Genomic DNA, 21,929 nt, shown 5'->3' with positions numbered 1-21,929 from the left:
TGTTAAAAGGAGGAACACAATGGAATACGTAATTGAAATGAATAATATTACGAAAGTATTCCCAGGCATTGTAGCGAATGATGATATTACGCTGCAAGTAAAGCAGGGTGAGATACATGCTTTACTTGGAGAAAATGGTGCAGGGAAATCCACATTGATGAATGTACTATTTGGTTTGTACCAACCAGAACAAGGTGAAATTAAAATTAAAGGAAAGTCTGTAAACATTACCAATCCGAATGTGGCAAATGACCTTGGTATTGGAATGGTTCATCAGCACTTTATGCTTGTTCATAATTTTACAGTTACAGAGAATATTATTCTCGGAAATGAACCGAAGAAAAAAGGGAAAATTGCTGTTGAGGAAGCTGCTAAAGAAATTCAAAAGCTGTCTGAACAATACGGCTTAGCTGTAGATCCATATGCGAAAATACAGGATATTTCAGTTGGTATGCAACAGCGTGTTGAGATTTTGAAAACCCTTTACCGCGGTGCAGAAATTTTAATATTTGATGAACCGACAGCTGTGTTAACACCACAAGAAATTCATGAGCTAATTCAAATTATGAAAAAGCTTGTGCAAGAAGGAAAATCTATTGTTCTTATTACACATAAGTTGAAAGAAATTATGGAAGTTTGCGATCGTTGTACGATTATTCGTAAAGGAAAAGGGATTGGAACGGTTGACGTTGCAAATACGGATGAAAATAAACTTGCAGAATTAATGGTCGGACGTCAAGTGAATTTTAAAACAGAAAAAATAGACGCGAAGCCAAAAGAAGAGGTACTTTCAATTGAAAACCTTGTTGTTCACGATGCACGTCAACTACCTGCTGTAAAAGGCCTTGACTTAACTGTTCGTGCGGGGGAAATTGTTGGGATTGCAGGAATTGATGGAAACGGACAAAGTGAATTAATAGAAGCAATTACTGGTTTACGAAAAGTTGAGTCAGGTTCTATTGCAATTAGAGGAAAAGAAATAACAAATTGGCCTGTTAGAAGAATAACAGAAGAGGGAATTGGTCATATTCCAGAAGATCGTCATAAACACGGACTCGTTCTTGATTTTTCTGTTAGAGATAATATAGTTCTGCAAACGTACTATAAAAATCCGTTTTCAAAGAAAGGGATTTTAAATTTCAGCAAAATTACAGAAAAAGCAAAGGCTCTTATTGAACAGTTTGATGTACGTACACCTAGTGACCAAACGTTAGCACGCGCTCTATCTGGGGGGAATCAACAAAAAGCAATTATTGCACGTGAAGTAGACCGTGATCCAGATTTATTAATCGCGGCACAGCCAACACGTGGTTTAGATGTAGGAGCAATTGAATTTATTCATAAGAGATTAATAGAGCAAAGGGATAAAGGAAAAGGTGTACTACTTTTATCACTAGAGTTAGATGAAATCTTAAATGTTAGCGATCGAATTGCTGTTATTTATGAAGGGAAAATTGTAGCAATAGTTGATGCGAAAGAAACGAATGAACAACAGCTTGGATTGTTAATGGCTGGAGGAACAAAGAAGGAGCAGGTGGGTACCAATGGCTAAAAAACTTTTAACAGAGCGAACGATAAATATTTTAGTCCCAGTACTATCCGTTATTTTCGGCTTACTTGTAGGAGCAATTGTAATGCTAGTTAGTGGCTATGACCCAATTGTTGGTTATAGTGCACTTTGGACAGGTATGTTCGGTAGCGCAAGTGCGATTGGTGAAACGCTTCGTACAATGATACCGCTTATTCTTGCTGGTTTATCGGTGGCGTTTGCATTTCGTACAGGTTTATTTAATATCGGGGTAGAGGGTCAATTGTTAGTTGGTTGGCTTGCGGCGGTTTGGTTCGGTTATGCAGTCTCACTACCAGCTTTCCTTCATATTCCATTATCTATTTTATTCGCAGCATTGGTGGGCGGAATTTGGGGCTTCATTCCGGGATATTTAAAAGGGAAGTTTCAAGTGAATGAAGTTATTGTAACCATTATGATGAACTATATCGCGTTGTACGTAACATATGACATTATTAAGCGTTTCTTACATGCGGGTAATGACAAAACGTATGATATTAAAGAGAGTGCGTCACTATCTTCAGACTGGCTTGCTTCTATTACTGATGGTTCACGTCTACACTGGGGAATTATTGTAGCAATTTTAATCGCTATTTTAATGTGGTTCTTATTAGATAGAACAACTTTAGGTTACGAATTAAAGTCGGTAGGATTTAATCAGCATGCTTCTCAATATGCAGGTATGAAAGTTTCTCGTAATGTAGTATTTTCCATGACAATTGCTGGTGCATTTGCGGGGATTGGTGGAGCGATGGAAGGGTTAGGAACATTCCAGAGTATGACAGCGATGTCTTCGTTTACAGGAGTAGGATTTGACGGGATTGCTGTAGCATTACTTGGAGGGAATAATCCGTTTGGTATAATCCTTTCAGCTTTATTATTTGGTGGTTTGAAAAGTGCTTCCCCTCAAATGAACTTTGAGGCAGATGTACCATCAGAGCTTATTAATGTAATTATTGCATGTATCATCTTCTTTGTTGCATGTAGTTATGTGTTAAGATGGGCGCTTACACGCATGAGCAAGGAGGGGAAATAAATGAGCTTTTTAGATATATTAGCCATTCTTGTGACGGGTACGTTATATACATCAGCACCTATAATTTTCACAGCATTAGGTGGTGTATTTAGTGAAAGATCGGGTGTTGTAAATATCGGATTAGAAGGACTAATGCTATTTGGTGCATTTATTGGAGTAGTTACAAACTTATTAATGGGTGATACTTGGGGAACGATGACTCCATGGATTGCGTTATTATTTGCGGCAATTGGTAGTGGATTATTTGCATTACTTCATGCGGTAGCCTCTATTACATTCCGAGCGGATCAAGTTGTAAGTGGTGTAGCAATTAACTTCTTATCTCTTGGTTTAACAGTATTTGCAATTAAGAAGATTTTTGATAAAGGGCAGACTGACTTTATTCAGTATCGTATTGAAAAGATTGATATTCCAGGCCTTTCGGATATTCCGGTTTTAGGGAAAATATTTTTCTCGAACGTACCAATAACTTCGTATATTGCCATTATTTTAGCATTCGTTGTTTGGTATGTTATTTATAAAACACCGTTCGGTCTTCGTCTACGTGCTGTTGGTGAACACCCCATGGCAGCGGATACGATGGGGATTAACGTATATAAAATGCGCTATATTGGAGTCTGTATATCAGGAGTGTTTGCTGGAATTGGTGGAGCGATATTTGCAATGTCAATTTCTAATAACTTCTCAGGGGCAACTATTACAGGACAAGGTTTCTTAGCTTTAGCGGCTATGATTTTTGGAAAATGGAATCCACTAGGCGCACTAGGTGCAGCTCTATTCTTTGGTTTTGCGCAATCTCTTAGTGTAACGGGTGGAACAATTCCTGTATTAGATCAAATTCCAAGTGTTTTATTAACGATATTACCATATGTATTCACAATATTAGCACTTGTCGGTTTTGTAGGCCGTTCTGAAGCTCCGAAAGCATTAGGAACTCCTTATGAAAAAGGAAAACGATAAGTATTTTATAAGTATAAAAAAGCTCACACATTAGTGTGGGCTTTTTTACATAGAATATATTTAATACGGAATTTTACTATGTTCCTTACATATTAAAGTTTTTAGAAGGAATCATATGTAAGCATAATAAGGAAGAAAAGTTGATTTTTCATTTCTAAAAACTGTATATTGAAGAGGAATATTCCTATATACGTAAAGGAGGGCTATAAATGAAACTAATGGAACAACAACTACATGAGTTAGGTGGTTTACGCGTACATATTATTCCGACTGATAAATATAAAACGAATACGTTTGTATTTCGTTTTAAAGCGCCTTTAAATGAAGAGACGGTGACAGAGCGTGCCCTATTGCCATACGTATTGCAAAGTGCGACAGAAAAATTACCTTCTGTAATTCGTCTCCGTCAATATTTAGAAGAATTATACGGGTCTTCTTTAGCGGTAGATGTAAGTAAAAAAGGAGAAGACCATATCATCTCCATTTATGTAGACATTGCAAATGAAGTATATTTACATGATGCACCACCGTTATTTGAAAAAGCGCTTTCTATGTTATCGGATATTGTGTTACATCCAGCAACGGAGGGGAACGGTTTCCTACCTTCTATCGTAGAAAGTGAAAAAAGAGCACTCTTACAGCGCATTGAAGCTACTTATGATGATAAAATGCGTTATGCAAACGAACGCTTAATTGAAGAAATGTGCAAAGTAGAACCGTATCGTTTAAGTGCAAATGGAAAAAAAGAGAGTGTTACTTCTATTACAAATGAAAGTCTGTATCAATATTATCAAAAGGTGTTAGCGGAAGATGAAATGGATCTATATATTATTGGTGATATTTCAGAAAATGCTGTTGATCTTGTAAGTAAGTATTTTTCTATTTCAGCTCGTCCAGTGAGAGAAAGAAATGTACTCCTTCATAGACGAAATAATGAAGAAAAAGAAGTTGTTGAAAAACAAGAATTAAAACAAAGTAAATTACACATCGGTTATCGTACATTTGTCACATATAAAGATGAAGATTATTTTGCATTGCAATTGTTCAATGGATTGTTTGGTGGTTTTTCTCATTCGAAGTTATTCGTAAATGTGCGTGAAAAAAATAGTTTAGCGTACTATGCAGCATCGCGCTTTGAAAGTCATAAAGGTTTATTATTTGTTATGTCAGGAATTGAAGCGAAAAATTATGAAAAAGCAGTTGAGATTATTAAAGAACAAATGCTTGCGATGCAAAACGGAGAGTTTTCTGAAGAAGAAATACATCAAACAAAAAGTGTCATCCAAAATCAAATATTAGAGGCGATTGATACACCGCGTGGATTTGTAGAAATGCTATATCATGGTATTATTTCAGATCGTACACGTCCAGTTGAAGAATGGCTTACAGGTATAGAAAGTGTGACAAAAGAAGAAATTGTAAAAGTTGCTAAAAATATTGAACTAGATACAATTTACTTTTTACAAGGAACGGAGGGAGAGTAAATGGAGAAAATTGTTTATGAGCAATTAAAAGAAACACTCTATTATGAAAAACTTCCTAATGGATTAGATGTATATGTTTTACCGAAACAAGGATTTAATAAAACATTTGCGACGTTTACGACGAAATATGGTTCAGTAGATAATACATTTGTACCATTAGGGAAAGAAGAAATGATTCGTGTACCTGATGGGATTGCACATTTTCTTGAGCATAAATTATTTGAAAAAGAAGATCACGATGCTTTCCAATTGTTTAGTAAACAAGGAGCATCGGCAAATGCTTTTACATCCTTCACACGAACAGCTTACCTTTTTTCATGTACTTCAAACGTAGAACAAAATTTAAATACATTGCTAAACTTTGTGCAAGAGCCTTATTTCTCTGAAAAAACAGTTGAAAAAGAGAAGGGGATTATTGGGCAAGAAATTCAAATGTATCAAGATAACCCAGATTGGCGTTTGTACTTTGGGTTAATTGATAGCTTGTTTGTAAAACACCCAATTAAAATTGATATTGCAGGGACAATCGAATCTATTAGTAAAATTACGAAAGATTTATTATATGAATGTTATGAAACATTTTATCATCCGAGCAATATGTTATTATTTGTTGTGGGTGCAATTGATCCAGAGAAAACAATGGATTTAGTACGTGAAAATCAAGCGAAAAAAGATTATAAAAACCAGCCAGAAATTGTGCGTTCATTTGAAGAGGAACCAAATGAGGTAAATGAAAAGAAAAAAATTATTTCAATGCCTGTGCAAACACCGAAATGTTTAGTTGGTATTAAAGCGACTAATTTAAAAGAAAAAGGGCAAGCGCTTTTAAAACAAGAAATTGCGCTTACGTTACTTTTAGATTATTTATTTGGAAAAAGTTCTGTTCATTACGAAGCTTTATATAATGAAGGGCTTATTGATGATTCATTCTCGTATGACTATACAGAAGAAAATAACTTCGGTTTTGCAATGGTTGGCGGTGATACGAAACAACCTGATGAATTGGCAGATCGTTTAAAAGATATTTTATTAAAAACAGATTATGATCAATTAGATGCGGTGGCATTAGAACGAGTGAAGAAAAAGAAAATTGGTGGTTTTTTACGCTCGTTGAATTCACCAGAATATATTGCAAATCAATTTACACGATATGCGTTTAATGAATCTAGTCTATTTGATGCATTGACTGTATTGGAAGGGCTAACCGTTCAAGACTTAAAAGAAGTAGCAAAATTATTGTTATCAGAAGAAAAAATGAGTGTTTGTCAGGTGTTACCGAAAAAATAACATTTTAAAGATACCCTCATCTTATCATTGAAAAATTGTAAGATGAGGGTATTATTTAGTTGTGTGAAAATTGAACTTGTAGAGATAAGAGAGGGAATTTATGAAAAAGTATGCGTTAGTAACTGGAGGGAGCGGGGGGATTGGCTCTGCTATTTCGAAACAATTAATTCAAGATGGATATACAGTTTATGTACATTACAATAACAGTGAAGGAAAGGTATTGGAATTGCAGAAGGAATGGGGGGAAGTTATCCCTGTTCAAGCGAATTTGGCTTCTAGTGATGGACCAGAGCAATTGTGGGGACAAATTGAACAGCCTATTGATGTTATTGTATATGCAGCTGGGAAGAGTATTTTTGGGCTAGTAACAGATGTAACAAACGATGAATTGGATTATATGGTAGAACTTCAAGTGAAGAACGTATATAAATTACTTTCAATGGCACTTCCGCCTATGATTGGGAGGAGAAGTGGTAATATTGTAATTGTTTCATCTATATGGGGACAAATAGGGGCTTCTTGTGAAGTGCTTTATTCAATGGTAAAAGGGGCGCAAAATTCATATGTGAAAGCTTTAGCGAAAGAAGTGTCTTTAAGTGGATTACGTGTGAATGCGGTAGCACCAGGAGCAATTGAAACGGAAATGTTAAGTGTTTTTTCTGAAGAAGATAAAATGGGAATTGCTGAAGATATACCATTAGGTAGAATAGGGTTACCAGAAGAAGTAGCAAAAACAGTTGCATTCCTCGTATCACCAGGAGCATCTTACATAACTGGACAAATCATCGGAGTGAATGGCGGTTGGCACTGTTAAAAATTTCTTACATAAAAAATGAATAGTTGCACAAATTAAGCATGATTTTATTACTCAATAGTGAGGTGCTTAATTATGTCAGTATTAGATAATTTTGATCAGTGGAAGAGCTTTTTAGGAGATCGTTTAGAGCAAGCGCAAGGAAAAGGTTTAGACGGCGGTGCGGTATCAGATATGGCATTTCGTGTTGGCGACTACCTTGCTAATGAAGTAGAAGGACGCAATGACCAAGAGAAATTATTAGCTGAGCTTTGGAAAGTTGCTGATGAACAGGAGCAACATACAATCGCAAACTTAATGGTTAAGTTTGTACAACATAAGTAAAAGTAGAGAGGAGATTCTCCTCTCTACTTTTTTTGTATAATAATTACACAGGATAGATTATACATTTAGCTTCCCTATTAAGGTGAAATCATATAATATAGTACGTAGGTGTAAAGTAAGCAAGGGGAGTGATCTTGGATGATTGAATGGTATTTTGAATATGAAATACATAAAAACCGACCTGGCTTGCTTGGTGACGTTTCTTCGTTAATCGGTATGCTCGGCATTAATATTGTCACAATTAATGGTGTAGATAATGCACGACGTGGGTTACTTCTTATGTGTGATAATCAAGAGCAAATCTCTAGACTTGAATCAATTTTAAATACGATGGATAACATAACGGTAACGAAATATCGTCCGCCCAAGCTAAGAGATAAGCTAGCAGTTAGGCATGGTAGGTACATACAACGAGATGCAGATGATAAGAAAACATTTCGATTTGTGCGTGATGAATTAGGCTTACTGGTAGACTTTATGGCAGAAATTATGAAAAAAGAAGGCCATAAACTAATTGGGATACGCGGAATGCCTCGTGTCGGAAAAACAGAATCCATTGTTGCTGCAAGTGTTTGTGCAAATAAAAGGTGGTTATTTGTATCATCTACTCTTATTAAGCAAACTGTTCGTAGTCAATTAATTGAAGATGAGTATAGCGATGACAATATTTTCATCCTAGATGGAATTGTGTCAACGAAGCGTGCTAACGAAAGACATTGGCAGCTCGTTCGTGAAATTATGAGATTGCCTGCAACGAAAGTTGTAGAACATCCTGATGTATTTGTGAGTCAGTCAGAATACACATTGGATGATTTTGATTATATTATCGAGTTGCGTAACGATTATGATGAAGAAATTCAATATAATTTAGTAGATGAAATTGAGCAAGGTACGCAAAATAATTTCTCTATGTTTGACTTTTAAAGAAATATTGAGGTGTTAGTAGTGACGGAATTGGGACAAAAGCTGAAAGAAGCAAGAGAAGCAAAAGGCTTGACTATTGATCAGCTGCATGAGATTACAAAAATTCAAAAACGCCATTTAGTGGCAATTGAAGAAGGCAATTATGATGTATTGCCAGGAGCTTTTTATGCGCGTGCATTCATTAAACAATACGCAGATGCGGTTGGATTACATGGAGAGGAACTGCTTGTGGAACATCAGAGTACGATACCACAATCTGAAAAGCGTGAAGTTCCACAAGTATCAACGGGACAAAAAACACAAGAAACAATGCAAAAATCTTCATCATGGCCAGTTGCAGATCACATGCCGAAAATCTTAGTTGCGCTGTTAGTAATCGCAGTTGGAGTCGTAATCTGGTTTGTGTTTCAAGCGTTAACTGGAAAAGATGATGAAAAAGTTCCGAGTGCTCAAAGTGAGAAAATTGAAGTTCAAAAAGCAAAAGATTCTCCGTTAGATACGAAGATAGATGAAGCGAAAGCGGAAGAGCCGAAAAAAGAGGAACCAAAGAAAGAAGAACCAAAGAAAGAGGAGCAACCAGCACCACCAACTGGACAGCAAGAAGTGAAAGTAGTTGGAACAACTGGTAAGGTATCTACTTTGGAAATTCATAATAATAAAACGTTAGAATTGGAAATTTCAGCGAAGGGTGCAAGTTATGTAGATGTTAAGGATGATGCGGGTAACGAAATTCTAAACACTACAGTACAAAGCGGTCAAACAGAAAAACGCGATGTATCAACATTAAAAGAAGTACGACTTAATATTGGAAGTGCACCGAATGTTGAAATTAAACTGAATGGCCAAGTGCTTGCTTTCCCGTTAGATCCACAAAAAGAATATCACCAAAGATTGGTGATTAAAAACCAAGGGATAGAGCAACCTGCACAATAACAGTCATCGCTTCGATGACTTTTTTTCGATGAACAAATGTTTTTGATATGATGGAGGAATAGCTGTGAATTTACCAAATAAAATTACAATATCTAGAATCTTCTTAATTCCAATTTTTATGGTAATTATGTTAGCGCCCTTTGATTGGGGTTCATACAAAATTGGTGATGTTGATTTGCCAATTCAGCATTTAGTAGGGGCACTTATCTTTATCATTGCTTCAGCTACAGATTGGATTGATGGACATTACGCAAGAAAGTATAATCTTGTAACGAATTTAGGGAAGTTTCTTGACCCGTTAGCTGATAAATTACTTGTTTCGGCAGCACTTATTACATTGGTAGAGATGCAATATGTACCGGCTTGGATTGTTATTGTAATTATCAGTCGTGAGTTTGCTGTAACAGGTTTACGTCTTGTACTTGCTGGAACAGGGGAAGTAGTTGCGGCAAATCAGCTAGGGAAAATTAAGACATGGACACAAATTATTGCGATTGCAGCATATTTATTACACGATGTACCTTTAAATTTAATCCATATTCCAGTTGCTGATATCTTCATATGGATTGCATTAATCTTTACTGTTATTTCAGGATGGGATTATTTCTGGAAAAATAGAGCTGCTTTTGTAAACTCAAAATAGAAGTTTATGGGGGAATTGGGATGAATGCTGAGATTATTGCGGTTGGAACTGAATTATTACTTGGACAAATTGCAAATACAAATGCCCAGTTTTTATCTGAAAAGTTAGCTTCAATCGGAATTAACGTGTACTATCATACTGTTGTTGGTGATAATAATAAGCGATTGCAAAAGGCGATTGAAGCTGCGGAAGAACGTGCTGATATACTTATTTTTACAGGTGGATTAGGACCGACAAAAGATGATTTAACGAAAGAAACGATAGCTGCTAGTTTAGATGAAGAGCTTGTGTATGATGAAAAGGCATTAGCCTTAATAAGTAATTACTTTAAGCGTACAGGCCGTGAATTTACGGAGAATAATAAAAAGCAAGCGCTCGTTTTAAATGGAGCAACAGTATTTGCAAATGACCACGGTATGGCGCCGGGGATGGGGGTAAATAAGAACGGAAAAGTTTATATTTTATTACCAGGGCCGCCAAAAGAAATGAAACCAATGTATGTAAGTTACGTAGAGCCTTTTTTACGTAATTTTACAACAGGAGAAAACATTTATTCTCGTGTGCTTCGTTTCTTCGGTATTGGGGAGTCCCAATTAGAGGTGAAAGTTCAAGATTTAATTGATGGACAAACAAACCCAACAATCGCCCCGTTAGCAAATGATGGAGAAGTGACATTACGTTTAACCGCTAAGCATCAAAATGTTAGCGAAGCGGAGAAACTAATTCAACATGTGGAAGATTTGATTTTAGAAAGAGTAGGAGAATTTTTCTACGGATATGACCAAGAATTTTTGCATTATAAGGCAATCGAGTTATTGAAGAGAAAAGGGTTAACTTTAGCGTGTGCAGAAAGTTTAACAGGTGGTCTTTTTGGAAATCAAGTAACTGAAAACGCTGGTGTTTCTTCTGTGTTTAAAGGCGGTGTCATTTGTTATCATAATGATGTGAAGCAACATGTTTTACGTGTGCCTGAAGAAGTGTTGCATACTGATGGTGCAGTTAGTAAGGAATGTGCTCGTTATCTTGCTGAAAATGTTAAGGATTTATTAAAAGCGGATATCGGAATTAGTTTCACTGGGGTAGCAGGGCCAGATGCTTCAGAACAGAAAGAGCCAGGAACAGTATTTGTTGGATTGGCGATTAAAGGTGAACAAACTGTAGTCTTTCCTCTTAATTTAAGTGGAAGTCGTCAACAAATTAGAGAACGCTCGACAAAATATGGATTTTATCATTTATATAAAAAGCTAGAAGAGATATAAGTTTCTTCTAGCTTTTTTTATAGTTAAATTCCGTATTTATGTAATGGAAAATAAAAAAATCGAATAAATGTTCGATTTTTGTTGGCAAATTGAATTGAAAATAGGTATAATAAGATTAGCAATTCAGTTAAGGAGGAATTTTGAATGAGTGATCGTCAAGCGGCATTAGATATGGCGTTAAAACAAATAGAGAAGCAATTCGGTAAAGGTTCAATTATGAAATTAGGAGAACAAGCGGAACGTAGAATTTCTACAATTTCAAGTGGTTCTTTAGCACTTGATGTGGCGCTAGGTGTAGGCGGATACCCACGTGGCCGTATTATCGAAATTTACGGACCTGAAAGTTCAGGTAAAACGACAGTTTCATTACATGCAATTGCAGAAGTACAACGTCAAGGTGGACAAGCAGCATTCATCGATGCGGAGCACGCAATGGATCCTGTATATGCACAAAAATTAGGCGTTAACATAGATGAATTACTATTATCACAGCCTGATACAGGGGAGCAAGGATTAGAAATTGCAGAAGCACTTGTACGAAGTGGTGCGGTTGATATTATCGTAATTGACTCTGTAGCAGCTCTTGTACCGAAAGCAGAGATTGAAGGCGACATGGGTGACTCACACGTAGGTTTACAAGCACGTTTAATGTCACAAGCACTTCGTAAGCTTTCAGGGGCAATCAACAAATCAAAAACAATTGCAATCTTTATTAACCAAATTCGTGAAAAAGTTGGGGTTATGTTCGGAAATCAACTACAAGTTGCTTAATCGAAAAGATTAAGGAGTTTACCATGGGTTTCCCTTGCTAGTGATAGCATGTTAAAAAACCTTGTGAACCTTATTGCCTAAGGGTGTAACTATCCATATAGTTGCTAACGGTGAAGCCCACCATTATTTAGGGTAATACCGTGCCAAGCTCCATAGTGATATGGGGAAGGTGTAGAGACTACCGAAAAGGACTTTTAGTTAACTGAGTAGGGTACGGCAGATGATAGGCTACTGCTGGAAGTGCAAGGCTCTCTGTAAAGAGATGAAGAGATAGTCCGGACTATAGAGATGGAAAATCTATAGATAGTGCCAGAAACAACTCCAGGTGGTCGTGCGTTGAAATTCTATTCAACTGTCCGTCTTGAAGTGCGTCGTGCGGAGCAATTAAAGCAAGGTAACGACATCGTTGGTAATAAAACAAAAGTAAAAGTAGTGAAAAATAAAGTAGCGCCACCATTCCGTGTTGCTGAAGTTGATATTATGTACGGAGAAGGTATTTCAAGAGAAGGTGAAATCTTGGATATGGCTTCTGAGCTTGATATCGTTCAAAAGAGCGGTGCTTGGTATTCTTATAATGAAGAACGTTTAGGACAAGGTCGTGAAAATTCGAAGCAATTCTTAAAAGAGAATACGGACTTAAGAGAGGAAATTGCCTTCTTTGTTCGTGATCATCACGGAATTGGTGAAGATTCTGGTGTGGAAGACACGGAAGATTCAACTCTTCAAGATTAAAAAATAAAAGACACGGGACCCGTGTCTTTTATTTTTTTACCTTCTATTAAAGGGGTATCTATCGTAGTGGTTAAAATATTTTTTGACTCAAATGGGATGTGTAAAGAGGAATATTCATGCGTTTTAAGGGAATAAAATGGTATTTACTAAGGTTTTCCAGGATAATATGCTATCAATTTTTCAAATTCAGATAACATTCAGGACTGAAGGTAAAGAAAGTAAAAGTAGACAACGCTTGACAATGAAAATTACGATAGATACAATGAGAATGTATATTTTTTCTTATATACGATATACTCTTCTCAAGAAGAGAAGTAATATTCGGAGTAAGGTTTAAAACTTACCGAAATAATAATATGACATTTTAATTGTGAAATGAAGAAAGTCCCTTAAAAAAGCGGGACGACGGTCTTTGCTGTATGTTGTAATTTAATGTACATGCCGACAGTCTTTTTTCATTCATAGCAAGGGGAGGTGAAATCATGAGTAGTACAGTTTGGATACTCATCTCCATTTTGCTTGCAACAACAGTCGGTGCAGTTGTTGGCTTTTTTGTTCGAAAGTCTATTGCTGAAGCGAAGATTAATGGTGCGGCTAATGAAGCGAAACGTATTCTAGACGAAGCGAATCGTGAGGCTGAAGCACTTAAGAAAGAAGCGCTTTTAGAAGCAAAGGATGAAATTCATACACTTCGTACAGAAGCTGAATTAGAAATTCGTGACCGTAGAAGCGAATTACAAAAACAAGAAAATCGTTTAATGCAAAAAGAAGAGAACCTTGATCGTAAAGACGAAACGCTCGATAAACGCGAGCAGCAGTTAGAGAAGAAAGAGGATTCTCTTGTAGCGAGACAACAACAGATTGAAGAGTTGGAAAGCAAAGTGGGAGAGTTAGTTCAAAAGCAACAAACAGAATTAGAGCGCATTTCCAATCTGACACGCGAACAAGCGAAAGCAATTATTCTTGGTAAAGTAGAAAATGAAGTTTCTCATGAAATCGCTGTTATGGTAAAAGAAAGTGAAGTTCGCGCGAAAGAAGAAGCGGATAAGAAAGCAAAAGAGATTTTATCTCTTGCAATGCAAAGATGTGCAGCTGATCATGTTGCTGAAACAACCGTTTCGGTTGTAAATCTTCCAAATGACGAAATGAAGGGACGTATTATCGGGCGTGAAGGTCGTAATATTCGTACGTTAGAAACGTTAACGGGTATTGACTTAATTATCGATGATACACCAGAGGCGGTAATCCTTTCTGGATTCGATCCAATTCGTCGTGAAACAGCTCGTATCGCTCTTGATAAACTAGTACAGGACGGACGTATTCACCCAGCGCGTATTGAAGAGATGGTCGAAAAATCAAGACGTGAAGTGGACGAGTATATTCGCGAAGTCGGAGAGCAAACAACGTTTGAAGTGGGTGTTCACGGATTACACCCAGATTTAATTAAAATTTTAGGTCGTTTAAAATACCGTACAAGTTATGGACAAAACGTCTTAAAACACTCTATGGAAGTTGCATATTTAACTGGACTTATGGCAGCAGAGCTTGGCGAGGATGAAAAACTAGCAAGACGTGCTGGTCTATTACATGATATCGGAAAAGCGATTGACCATGAAGTAGAAGGTAGCCACGTTGAAATTGGTGTTGAACTCGCAACGAAATATAAAGAGCATCCTGTAGTTATAAACAGTATCGCATCTCACCATGGTGACACAGAACCAACTTCTATCATTGCAGTTTTAGTTGCAGCAGCAGATGCTTTATCAGCTGCAAGACCGGGAGCTCGTAGTGAAACACTTGAAAACTATATTCGTCGTCTTGAAAAGTTAGAAGAGATTTCAGAGTCTTATGAAGGCGTTGAAAAATCATTTGCAATTCAAGCAGGACGTGAAGTTCGTATTTTGGTAAAACCAGATACAATCGATGACTTAGAAGCTCATCGTTTAGCTCGTGATATCCGAAAACGTATTGAAAATGAACTGGATTACCCAGGACATATTAAAGTAACTGTTATTCGTGAAACACGTGCAGTGGAATACGCAAAATAAAGTGGTGAAACACCACTTTATTTTTTTGTGTTGGAATTGGATAAAATAAAGACAGTTAGTTATACAGCATAAAAGTGAAACAAACTTATAATAAACATATTATAAGGAATTTACTTGATGCTATAGCAATAAAAAATGCAGTACATAGAAAGGGTAAGACATATGAGAATATTATTTGTTGGGGATGTAGTAGGATCTCCTGGTAGAGGTATGATTCAACAATACGTACCGGCATTAAAGAAAAAATATACACCTACAGTAACAATCATTAATGGAGAAAACGCAGCAGGTGGCCGTGGGATTACAGAAAAAATATATCGAAACTTTTTAGAATGTGGGGCGCAAGCAGTTACACTTGGAAACCACGCTTGGGATAATCGTGAAGTATTTGAATTCATCGATGATGCAAAATATCTTGCAAGACCAGCTAACTTCCCAGAAGGAACTCCAGGAAAAGGACTTATCTTTGTGAACTGTAATGGAACAGAAGTTGCAGTTATTAACTTACAAGGACGTACTTTCCTTCCTCCGATTGATTGTCCATTCCGTAAAGTGGATGAATTAATTAATATTGCGAAAAAACGTACGAATATTATCTTTGTTGATTTCCATGCGGAGACTACAAGTGAAAAACAAGCGCTAGGTTGGTATGTAGATGGGCGTGCTACAGCAGTAGTAGGTACGCATACGCATGTCCCTACAGCAGATAACCGTATTTTACCAAGCGGAACGGCATATATTACAGATGTTGGGATGACAGGGCCATATGACGGAATATTAGGTATGGACAGAGAAGCAGTATTGAAGAAGTTTTTAACAAACTTACCAGTACGATTTGAAGTAACAAGTGGTAGAACGCAATTAAGTGCAGTGTTAATTGATGTGGATCCAAATACAGGAAAAGCAAAGAAAATTGAGCGCATTTTAATTAATGACGATCAACCATTTTTTGAGTAAATTTCTGTTAAATTTTAGATAAGTTATTATATTTTAATTTTTTAGAAAAATTACGAAAATTTAGCAGGAATACGCGCCATTCCTCGTGAATATAAGTTAAAGTGAAATAATTGCTAATACTTTTTAAAGAAACGAGGAGGAAACGCGGAATGGAAATATTAAAAGTTAAAGCAACGTCGGTCCCTAATTCTGTAGCTGGTGCACTTGCAGGTGTTATTCGCGAACGCGGAACAGCAGAAATTCAAGCTATTGGTGCAGGTGCATTGAACCAAGCGGTAAAGGCAGTAGCAATCGCAAGAGGATTTGTAGCGCCTAGTGGTTTGGACCTGATTTGTATCCCAGCGTTTACAGATATTATGATTGATGGCGAAGAGCGTACAGCAATAAAATTAATTGTAGAACCTCGTTAAGTTTTAAACAACCTGTTTGCAGTATGCAAACAGGTTGTTTTTATAATGGAGGAATGAAAATGAAAATTTTTGATGCTCATTGTGACGTGCTTCTTCAGTTATGGAGTGCACAAGGGAAAAGGAATTTTAACGATGATTCACAATTACATATTACATTTGAACAGTTAAAAGAAAGAAAAGGAAGTATACAATGTTTTGCTGTATATGTGCCAGAAACAGTGGCGTATGAAAAACGATTTGAAGCGGCATTACAAATGATAGATATTTTTTATAATGAAATTTTATCGCTATCAGGTGTGAGATTTATCCGAACGAAAGAGGATATAAATAGATTAAAACAGGACGAGGTTGGCGCGCTATTAACGTTAGAAGGGTGCGAAGCAATTGGTAAAGAAGCGATGAAATTACGTTTGTTTTATCGGTTAGGTGTACGTTCTTTCGGATTAACATGGAACTATGCGAATTTGTTAGCTGATGGGGCGCTAGAGACACGTGGAGCAGGTTTAACTACTTTTGGTAGACAAGTTGTACACGAGCTAAATACTTTGGGCCTATGGACGGATCTATCACATTTAAATGAGAGAAGTTTTTGGGATGTGATAGAAATTGCGAATAACCCAATTGCATCCCACTCAAATTGTTATAAACTGTGCGAGCATCCTCGCAATTTAAATGACGAGCAAATTAAAGCGCTTATAAAGAGAAATAGCGTAATTGGTGTCACTTTTGTACCGCAGTTTCTAACAAGTGAAAGGCAAGCAAATATAACTGATATCATAAAACATATCGAATATATTTGCTCGCTAGGTGGAGAAAACAATATAGGGTTTGGTTCAGATTTTGATGGGATTGTAGATACGGTTGTCAATGTATCTGCCTATGGAGATTATGAAAATGTCATGAATGAGCTTTATAAATACTATGCTGCATCTACTGTAGAAAGATTTTTATATGATAATTTTGTTGAACATATGAGTTTTTAAGTTTGTGGTTTAAAATTCAGAAAAATTAAAATTAATTCATTTGATTTTATTGCTTTTTTTAAGACCTAATACTAGAATGAAAAACAAAATAGCTTTATACTAAAGATTCAGGGAAATCAGAAGAGGCATAATTTGCGTCCGTTGTAGTTTATTTGCATAAAAAATGCTAAACTATTACTGTAAAAAAATACACTACAATGAATGCAGCCAAAAGGGGTGTAGGAGATGATTAGTCAACTTTCATGGAAAGTTGGAGGCCAACAAGGTGAAGGAATTGAAAGTACAGGAGAAATCTTCTGTATTGCATTAAACCGATTAGGATATTACCTATACGGTTACCGCCACTTCTCATCACGTATAAAAGGCGGCCATACAAATAATAAAATTCGTGTAAGTACAACAGAAGTACGCGCGATCTCAGATGATTTAGATATTTTAATTGCTTTTGACCAAGAAACAATTGATTTTAACTTCCACGAACTACGTCCAGGTGGAATTGTAGTTGCGGATGCGAAATTTAATCCAACAATACCCGACAATACAGATGTAAATCTATATGTGATACCGTTTACAGATATTGCTTCAGAATTAGGCACATCATTAATGAAAAACATGGTTGCTGTTGGAGCATCAAGTGCAGTATTAGGATTAGACGAAACAGCTTATTTAGATGTTGTTGAAGAAATCTTTGGTCGTAAAGGAGAGCAAGTCGTTCAAAAGAATATGGACGCAATTAAACGCGGCTCTCAATATATGAAAGAATTACTAGGTGAGAAAGTAAACATGATGCAGCTTGAAAAAGCTGATGGTAAAAAACGCATGTTTATGATTGGAAACGATGCAATCGCATTTGGTGCGGTAGCTGGTGGTGCTCGTTTTATGTCAGCATACCCAATCACACCTGCATCAGAAATTATGGAATACTTAATTAAAAAATTACCGAAAGTCGGCGGAACAGTAATCCAAACTGAGGATGAAATTGCAGCTTGTACAATGGCAATTGGCGCAAACTATGCTGGTGTTCGTACATTAACTGCATCTGCTGGTCCTGGTCTGTCATTAATGATGGAAGCAATCGGTTTAGCAGGTATTACAGAAACCCCATTAGTAATTGTTGATACACAACGTGGTGGTCCAAGTACGGGATTACCAACGAAACAAGAACAGTCTGACTTAATGGCGATGATTTACGGTACGCATGGTGAAATTCCAAAAATCGTAATGGCGCCAAGTACAGTTGAAGAAGCTTTCTATGACATTGTAGAAGCATTTAACTTATCTGAAGAATATCAAGTTCCTGTTATTTTCTTAACAGATTTACAGCTTTCGTTAGGAAAACAAACAGTAGAACCACTTAAATTAGATAAAGTGGAAATCCGTCGTGGTAAGCTTGATTTAGAAGCAGAATTACCAGAACGTGAAAATAAAGCATACTTCAAGCGTTATGAAGTAACTGAAGACGGCGTTTCGCCGCGTGTTTTACCTGGTATGAAAAATGGTGTTCACCATGTTACAGGTGTAGAACATGATGAAACTGGAAAGCCATCGGAATCAGCAATAAACCGTAAAGATCAAATGGACAAACGTTTCCGTAAAATGGAGAACTTGAAGTTTAATACCCCTGTTTATAAAAATGTTAAGCATGAAGAAGCAGATGTATTGCTTGTTGGATTTAACTCAACTCGTGGTGCGATCGAAGAGGCAATGACGCGTTTAGAACAAGAGGGTATGAAAGTAAACCATGCTCATGTGCGTTTAATTCACCCGTTCCCAACAGCTGAAATCGATCCACTTGTGAAAAAGGCGAAGCGTGTTGTAGTAGTAGAAAACAATGCAACAGGTCAGCTTGCTAACATTATGAAAATGAATCTTGGTAATGGTGAGAAAATTTCTAGTCTTTTAAAATATGATGGAAACCCATTCTTGCCGAAAGAGATTTACAACGAATGCAAAAAAGGGGTTGTATTAAATGGCAACATTTAAGGACTTTCGTAACAGTGTAAAGCCAAACTGGTGCCCAGGTTGCGGAGACTTCTCAGTGCAAGCTGCAATTCAACGTGCAGCAGCTAACGTTGGCTTAAATCCAGATGAACTTGCTGTTATTTCTGGTATCGGCTGTTCAGGCCGTATTTCAGGTTATATTAATTCATATGGTGTGCATAGTATTCATGGTCGTGCCCTTCCAATTGCACAAGGTGTGAAAATGGCAAATCGTGATTTAACAGTTATCGCTTCAGGTGGTGACGGTGATGGATTTGCGATTGGTATGGGACATACAATCCATTCTATTCGTCGTAATATCGACATTACGTACATCGTAATGGATAACCAAATTTACGGGTTAACAAAAGGGCAAACTTCACCACGTAGTGAAGCGGGATTTAAAACGAAAAGCACACCACAAGGTTCAATTGAACCATCACTAAATGTAATGGAAATGGCTTTAACAGCTGGTGCGACATTTGTGGCGCAAAGCTTTTCGAGTGATTTAAAAGAATTAACACAAATTATTGAAGCTGGTATTAACCATAAAGGATTTTCATTAATTAACGTATTCAGTCCATGTGTTACTTATAATAAAGTAAATACTTACGATTGGTTTAAAGAGAACTTAACGAAACTAAGCACAGTAGAGGGATATGATCCATCTAATCGCATGATGGCTATGCAAACGTTAATGGAAAATAACGGTTTAGTAACAGGTTTGATTTATCAAAATACTAAGCAACCATCATATCAAGAACTTGTTAAAGGCTATAGTGAAGAGCCTTTAGTGAAATCTGATTTAAATATGGATCAGAAAATGTTTGATGAGCTTGTTGCTGAATTTATGTAATGTAAGAAGAGGAGGTTGCCGATTTGGTAACCTTTTTTATGTGCAAAAAATATAGGGTAGTTTTATTTACTTAGAAAATTCAGAATGGTAAAATAATATGTAAATCGTTGTATGAAAATGGCAAGTTCATTGCTTATGAAATGTAAGATAATAAAGGGCCTCTGGATTGTTAAAATTGGCGAAACACGTCATACTATGGTAATGTTTATAGGGATAAAGCAATATGCTTTTGGGTAGGACAACAAGAAATGATAAAAAGGGAATGTCTATTTGCGTGGGGAAGACTACATTCTTATGAATGATTAGATTGATTACTCAAGTTTCAAAGGACAAGTTATCTCCAAGCTATCTAACCATTTTTGAGGTGAGTCTAAGCGCATTAAAATGGACTATAGAGTGTGTATAGTTAAGGGTGAAAGGAGATTACCGATGAACGAGCAACAACGATTAGCAAGTCAACAAGCAAATTCCTCTACGAAAAAAGAAGAGAAAGATTATAGTAAATACTTTGAAAGTGTATATCAACCACCTTCCTTAAAGGATGCGAAAAAGCGCGGGAAAGAAGAAGTTAAAATTGAACGGGATTTTGGCTTACCTGAAGAGTTTCGCAATTTTGGTACAGGCCGAAAGTTCTATATTCGTACATATGGTTGTCAAATGAATGAGCATGATACGGAAGTAATGGCAGGTATTTTCACAACACTTGGATATGAACCAACTTTTTCAACTGAGGATGCAGATGTAGTTTTATTAAACACTTGTGCCATTCGTGAAAATGCTGAAAATAAAGTGTTTGGTGAACTGGGCCATTTAAAGTCACTAAAACGAAGAAATCCGGACCTTTTAATTGGTGTATGTGGTTGTATGTCTCAAGAAGAATCTGTTGTAAATAAAATTATGCAAAAAAATCAGCATGTAGATATGGTGTTTGGAACGCATAATATTCATAGATTACCGTACATTCTAAAAGATGCGATGTTCTCGAAGGAAACGGTAGTTGAAGTTTGGTCAAAGGAAGGCGACGTAATTGAAAACCTTCCGAAAGTACGTCGTGGTGATATTAAAGCTTGGGTAAATATTATGTATGGCTGTGATAAGTTCTGTACGTATTGTATTGTACCGTATACACGAGGAAAAGAGCGAAGTAGACGTCCAGAAGATATTATCCAAGAGATTCGTCATTTAGCTGCAAATGGTTATAAAGAAATTACGTTACTTGGACAAAACGTAAATGCATATGGTAAAGACTTTGAAGATGTAAAATACGGTCTTGGCGATTTAATGGACGAGCTCCGTAAAGTTGATATTGCCCGTATTCGTTTTACAACGAGTCATCCACGTGATTTCGATGATCACTTAATTGAAGTGCTTGGCAAAGGTGGCAACCTAGTAGAACATATCCATTTACCAGTTCAATCTGGAAGTACAGAGATGTTGAAAATTATGGCGCGTAAATATTCGCGTGAGCATTATTTAGAACTTGTAAGAAAAATTAAAGAAGCAATTCCAGATGCAGTATTAACAACAGATATTATCGTTGGTTTCCCAAATGAAACAGATGAGCAATTTGAAGAAACGATGTCGTTATATCGTGAAGTAGGATTTGATACTGCCTTTACATTTATTTATTCTCCTCGCGAAGGTACACCAGCTGCAAAAATGAAAGATAATGTACCAATGGAAGTGAAGAAAGAACGTCTTCAACGCTTAAATACACTAGTAAATACGTTGGCAATTGAAAAGAATAGTCGTTACAAAGGTCAAATTGTAGAAGTGTTAGTTGATGGGGAAAGTAAAAATAATCCGGAAGTACTTGCAGGTTATACTCGTACGAATAAACTTGTAAACTTCGTCGCTTCAAAATCTTTAATTGGTCAGCTTGTGAAAGTAAAAGTAACGGAAGCAAAAACTTGGTCTCTTAACGGGGAATTAGTTGAAGAGCCGATTGAGGTGAAATAATT

The 21,929-nt window shown here is 36.6% G+C and carries 18 protein-coding genes and 2 pseudogenes; all 20 read left to right on the top strand.

Features of this window, described 5'->3' with window-relative positions; translation table 11 throughout:
* The first annotated feature begins 19 nt into the window (after window positions 1-19).
* The 20 genes and pseudogenes from ACTJJY_RS08970 (at window position 20) to miaB (ending at window position 21,927) form a co-directional block, all read left to right on the top strand.
* The gene (locus tag ACTJJY_RS08970) at window positions 20-1,552 is read left to right on the top strand and encodes an ABC transporter ATP-binding protein (protein ID WP_440605394.1); all 1,533 of its coding nucleotides are present in this window, start codon (window positions 20-22) and stop codon (window positions 1,550-1,552) included.
* Window positions 1,545-2,603, top strand: coding sequence for an ABC transporter permease (locus ACTJJY_RS08965; RefSeq protein WP_001085254.1), 1,059 nt, complete (start codon window positions 1,545-1,547; stop codon window positions 2,601-2,603). The genes ACTJJY_RS08970 and ACTJJY_RS08965 overlap by 8 nt, the downstream gene beginning before the upstream one ends.
* The gene (locus ACTJJY_RS08960) at window positions 2,604-3,563 is read left to right on the top strand and encodes an ABC transporter permease (protein WP_000008857.1); all 960 of its coding nucleotides are present in this window, start codon (window positions 2,604-2,606) and stop codon (window positions 3,561-3,563) included.
* A gap of 209 nt (window positions 3,564-3,772) precedes the next feature.
* Entirely contained in the window at window positions 3,773-5,047 is a 1,275-nt protein-coding gene (gene yfmF / locus ACTJJY_RS08955; protein ID WP_000772415.1) for an EF-P 5-aminopentanol modification-associated protein YfmF, read from the top strand.
* The gene (yfmH, locus tag ACTJJY_RS08950; protein ID WP_440605393.1) at window positions 5,048-6,334 is read left to right on the top strand and encodes an EF-P 5-aminopentanol modification-associated protein YfmH; all 1,287 of its coding nucleotides are present in this window, start codon (window positions 5,048-5,050) and stop codon (window positions 6,332-6,334) included.
* Between the two features lie 100 nt (window positions 6,335-6,434).
* A complete protein-coding gene (gene ymfI, locus ACTJJY_RS08945; protein ID WP_000759628.1) occupies window positions 6,435-7,148 on the top strand; it encodes an elongation factor P 5-aminopentanone reductase in 714 nt (237 codons plus the stop codon).
* Between the two features lie 75 nt (window positions 7,149-7,223).
* Window positions 7,224-7,472 (top strand): DUF3243 domain-containing protein, encoded by a 249-nt coding sequence (locus ACTJJY_RS08940; RefSeq protein ID WP_000114444.1) that lies wholly within the window; start codon window positions 7,224-7,226, stop codon window positions 7,470-7,472.
* Between the two features lie 138 nt (window positions 7,473-7,610).
* Window positions 7,611-8,396 (top strand): DUF3388 domain-containing protein, encoded by a 786-nt coding sequence (locus tag ACTJJY_RS08935; RefSeq protein WP_000574107.1) that lies wholly within the window; start codon window positions 7,611-7,613, stop codon window positions 8,394-8,396.
* Window positions 8,397-8,417: 21 nt separating this feature from the next.
* On the top strand, window positions 8,418-9,329 hold the full coding sequence (locus ACTJJY_RS08930; protein WP_440605392.1) for a helix-turn-helix domain-containing protein: 912 nt from the start codon (window positions 8,418-8,420) through the stop codon (window positions 9,327-9,329).
* 64 nt (window positions 9,330-9,393) lie between these two features.
* Window positions 9,394-9,972: a CDP-diacylglycerol--glycerol-3-phosphate 3-phosphatidyltransferase gene (pgsA, locus tag ACTJJY_RS08925; RefSeq protein WP_001052967.1), complete on the top strand. Its 579-nt coding sequence runs from the start codon at window positions 9,394-9,396 to the stop codon at window positions 9,970-9,972.
* A gap of 20 nt (window positions 9,973-9,992) precedes the next feature.
* On the top strand, window positions 9,993-11,231 hold the full coding sequence (cinA, locus tag ACTJJY_RS08920; RefSeq protein ID WP_440605391.1) for a competence/damage-inducible protein CinA: 1,239 nt from the start codon (window positions 9,993-9,995) through the stop codon (window positions 11,229-11,231).
* A gap of 144 nt (window positions 11,232-11,375) precedes the next feature.
* Window positions 11,376-11,984: pseudogene (recA, locus tag ACTJJY_RS08915) on the top strand (recombinase RecA); the annotation flags it as partial.
* Between the two features lie 327 nt (window positions 11,985-12,311).
* Window positions 12,312-12,734, top strand: a pseudogene (locus ACTJJY_RS08910) (recombinase RecA); the annotation flags it as partial.
* 482 nt (window positions 12,735-13,216) lie between these two features.
* Window positions 13,217-14,782, top strand: coding sequence for a ribonuclease Y (gene rny, locus ACTJJY_RS08905; RefSeq protein WP_000099769.1), 1,566 nt, complete (start codon window positions 13,217-13,219; stop codon window positions 14,780-14,782).
* 162 nt (window positions 14,783-14,944) lie between these two features.
* The gene (locus tag ACTJJY_RS08900; RefSeq protein ID WP_001221097.1) at window positions 14,945-15,739 is read left to right on the top strand and encodes a TIGR00282 family metallophosphoesterase; all 795 of its coding nucleotides are present in this window, start codon (window positions 14,945-14,947) and stop codon (window positions 15,737-15,739) included.
* 149 nt (window positions 15,740-15,888) lie between these two features.
* On the top strand, window positions 15,889-16,149 hold the full coding sequence (spoVS, locus tag ACTJJY_RS08895; protein ID WP_000404341.1) for a stage V sporulation protein SpoVS: 261 nt from the start codon (window positions 15,889-15,891) through the stop codon (window positions 16,147-16,149).
* Between the two features lie 23 nt (window positions 16,150-16,172).
* Window positions 16,173-17,132 (top strand): dipeptidase, encoded by a 960-nt coding sequence (locus ACTJJY_RS08890; RefSeq protein WP_440605390.1) that lies wholly within the window; start codon window positions 16,173-16,175, stop codon window positions 17,130-17,132.
* A gap of 225 nt (window positions 17,133-17,357) precedes the next feature.
* Window positions 17,358-19,115 carry a 2-oxoacid:acceptor oxidoreductase subunit alpha gene (locus ACTJJY_RS08885; protein ID WP_000625417.1) on the top strand — a complete coding sequence of 586 codons (1,758 nt, stop codon included), beginning with the start codon at window positions 17,358-17,360 and terminating at the stop codon, window positions 19,113-19,115.
* A complete protein-coding gene (locus tag ACTJJY_RS08880; RefSeq protein ID WP_000190155.1) occupies window positions 19,102-19,968 on the top strand; it encodes a 2-oxoacid:ferredoxin oxidoreductase subunit beta in 867 nt (288 codons plus the stop codon). Before ACTJJY_RS08885 ends, ACTJJY_RS08880 begins: the two co-directional genes overlap by 14 nt.
* A 429-nt stretch (window positions 19,969-20,397) precedes the next feature.
* Window positions 20,398-21,927: a tRNA (N6-isopentenyl adenosine(37)-C2)-methylthiotransferase MiaB gene (gene miaB, locus ACTJJY_RS08875; protein WP_078400453.1), complete on the top strand. Its 1,530-nt coding sequence runs from the start codon at window positions 20,398-20,400 to the stop codon at window positions 21,925-21,927.
* Window positions 21,928-21,929 lie beyond the last annotated feature (2 nt).

This window comes from Bacillus sp. 22475, from assembly GCF_052044835.1.
GTDB lineage: Bacteria > Bacillota > Bacilli > Bacillales > Bacillaceae_G > Bacillus_A > Bacillus_A cereus.
This window is presented reverse-complemented; position numbering and strand designations above follow the sequence as displayed.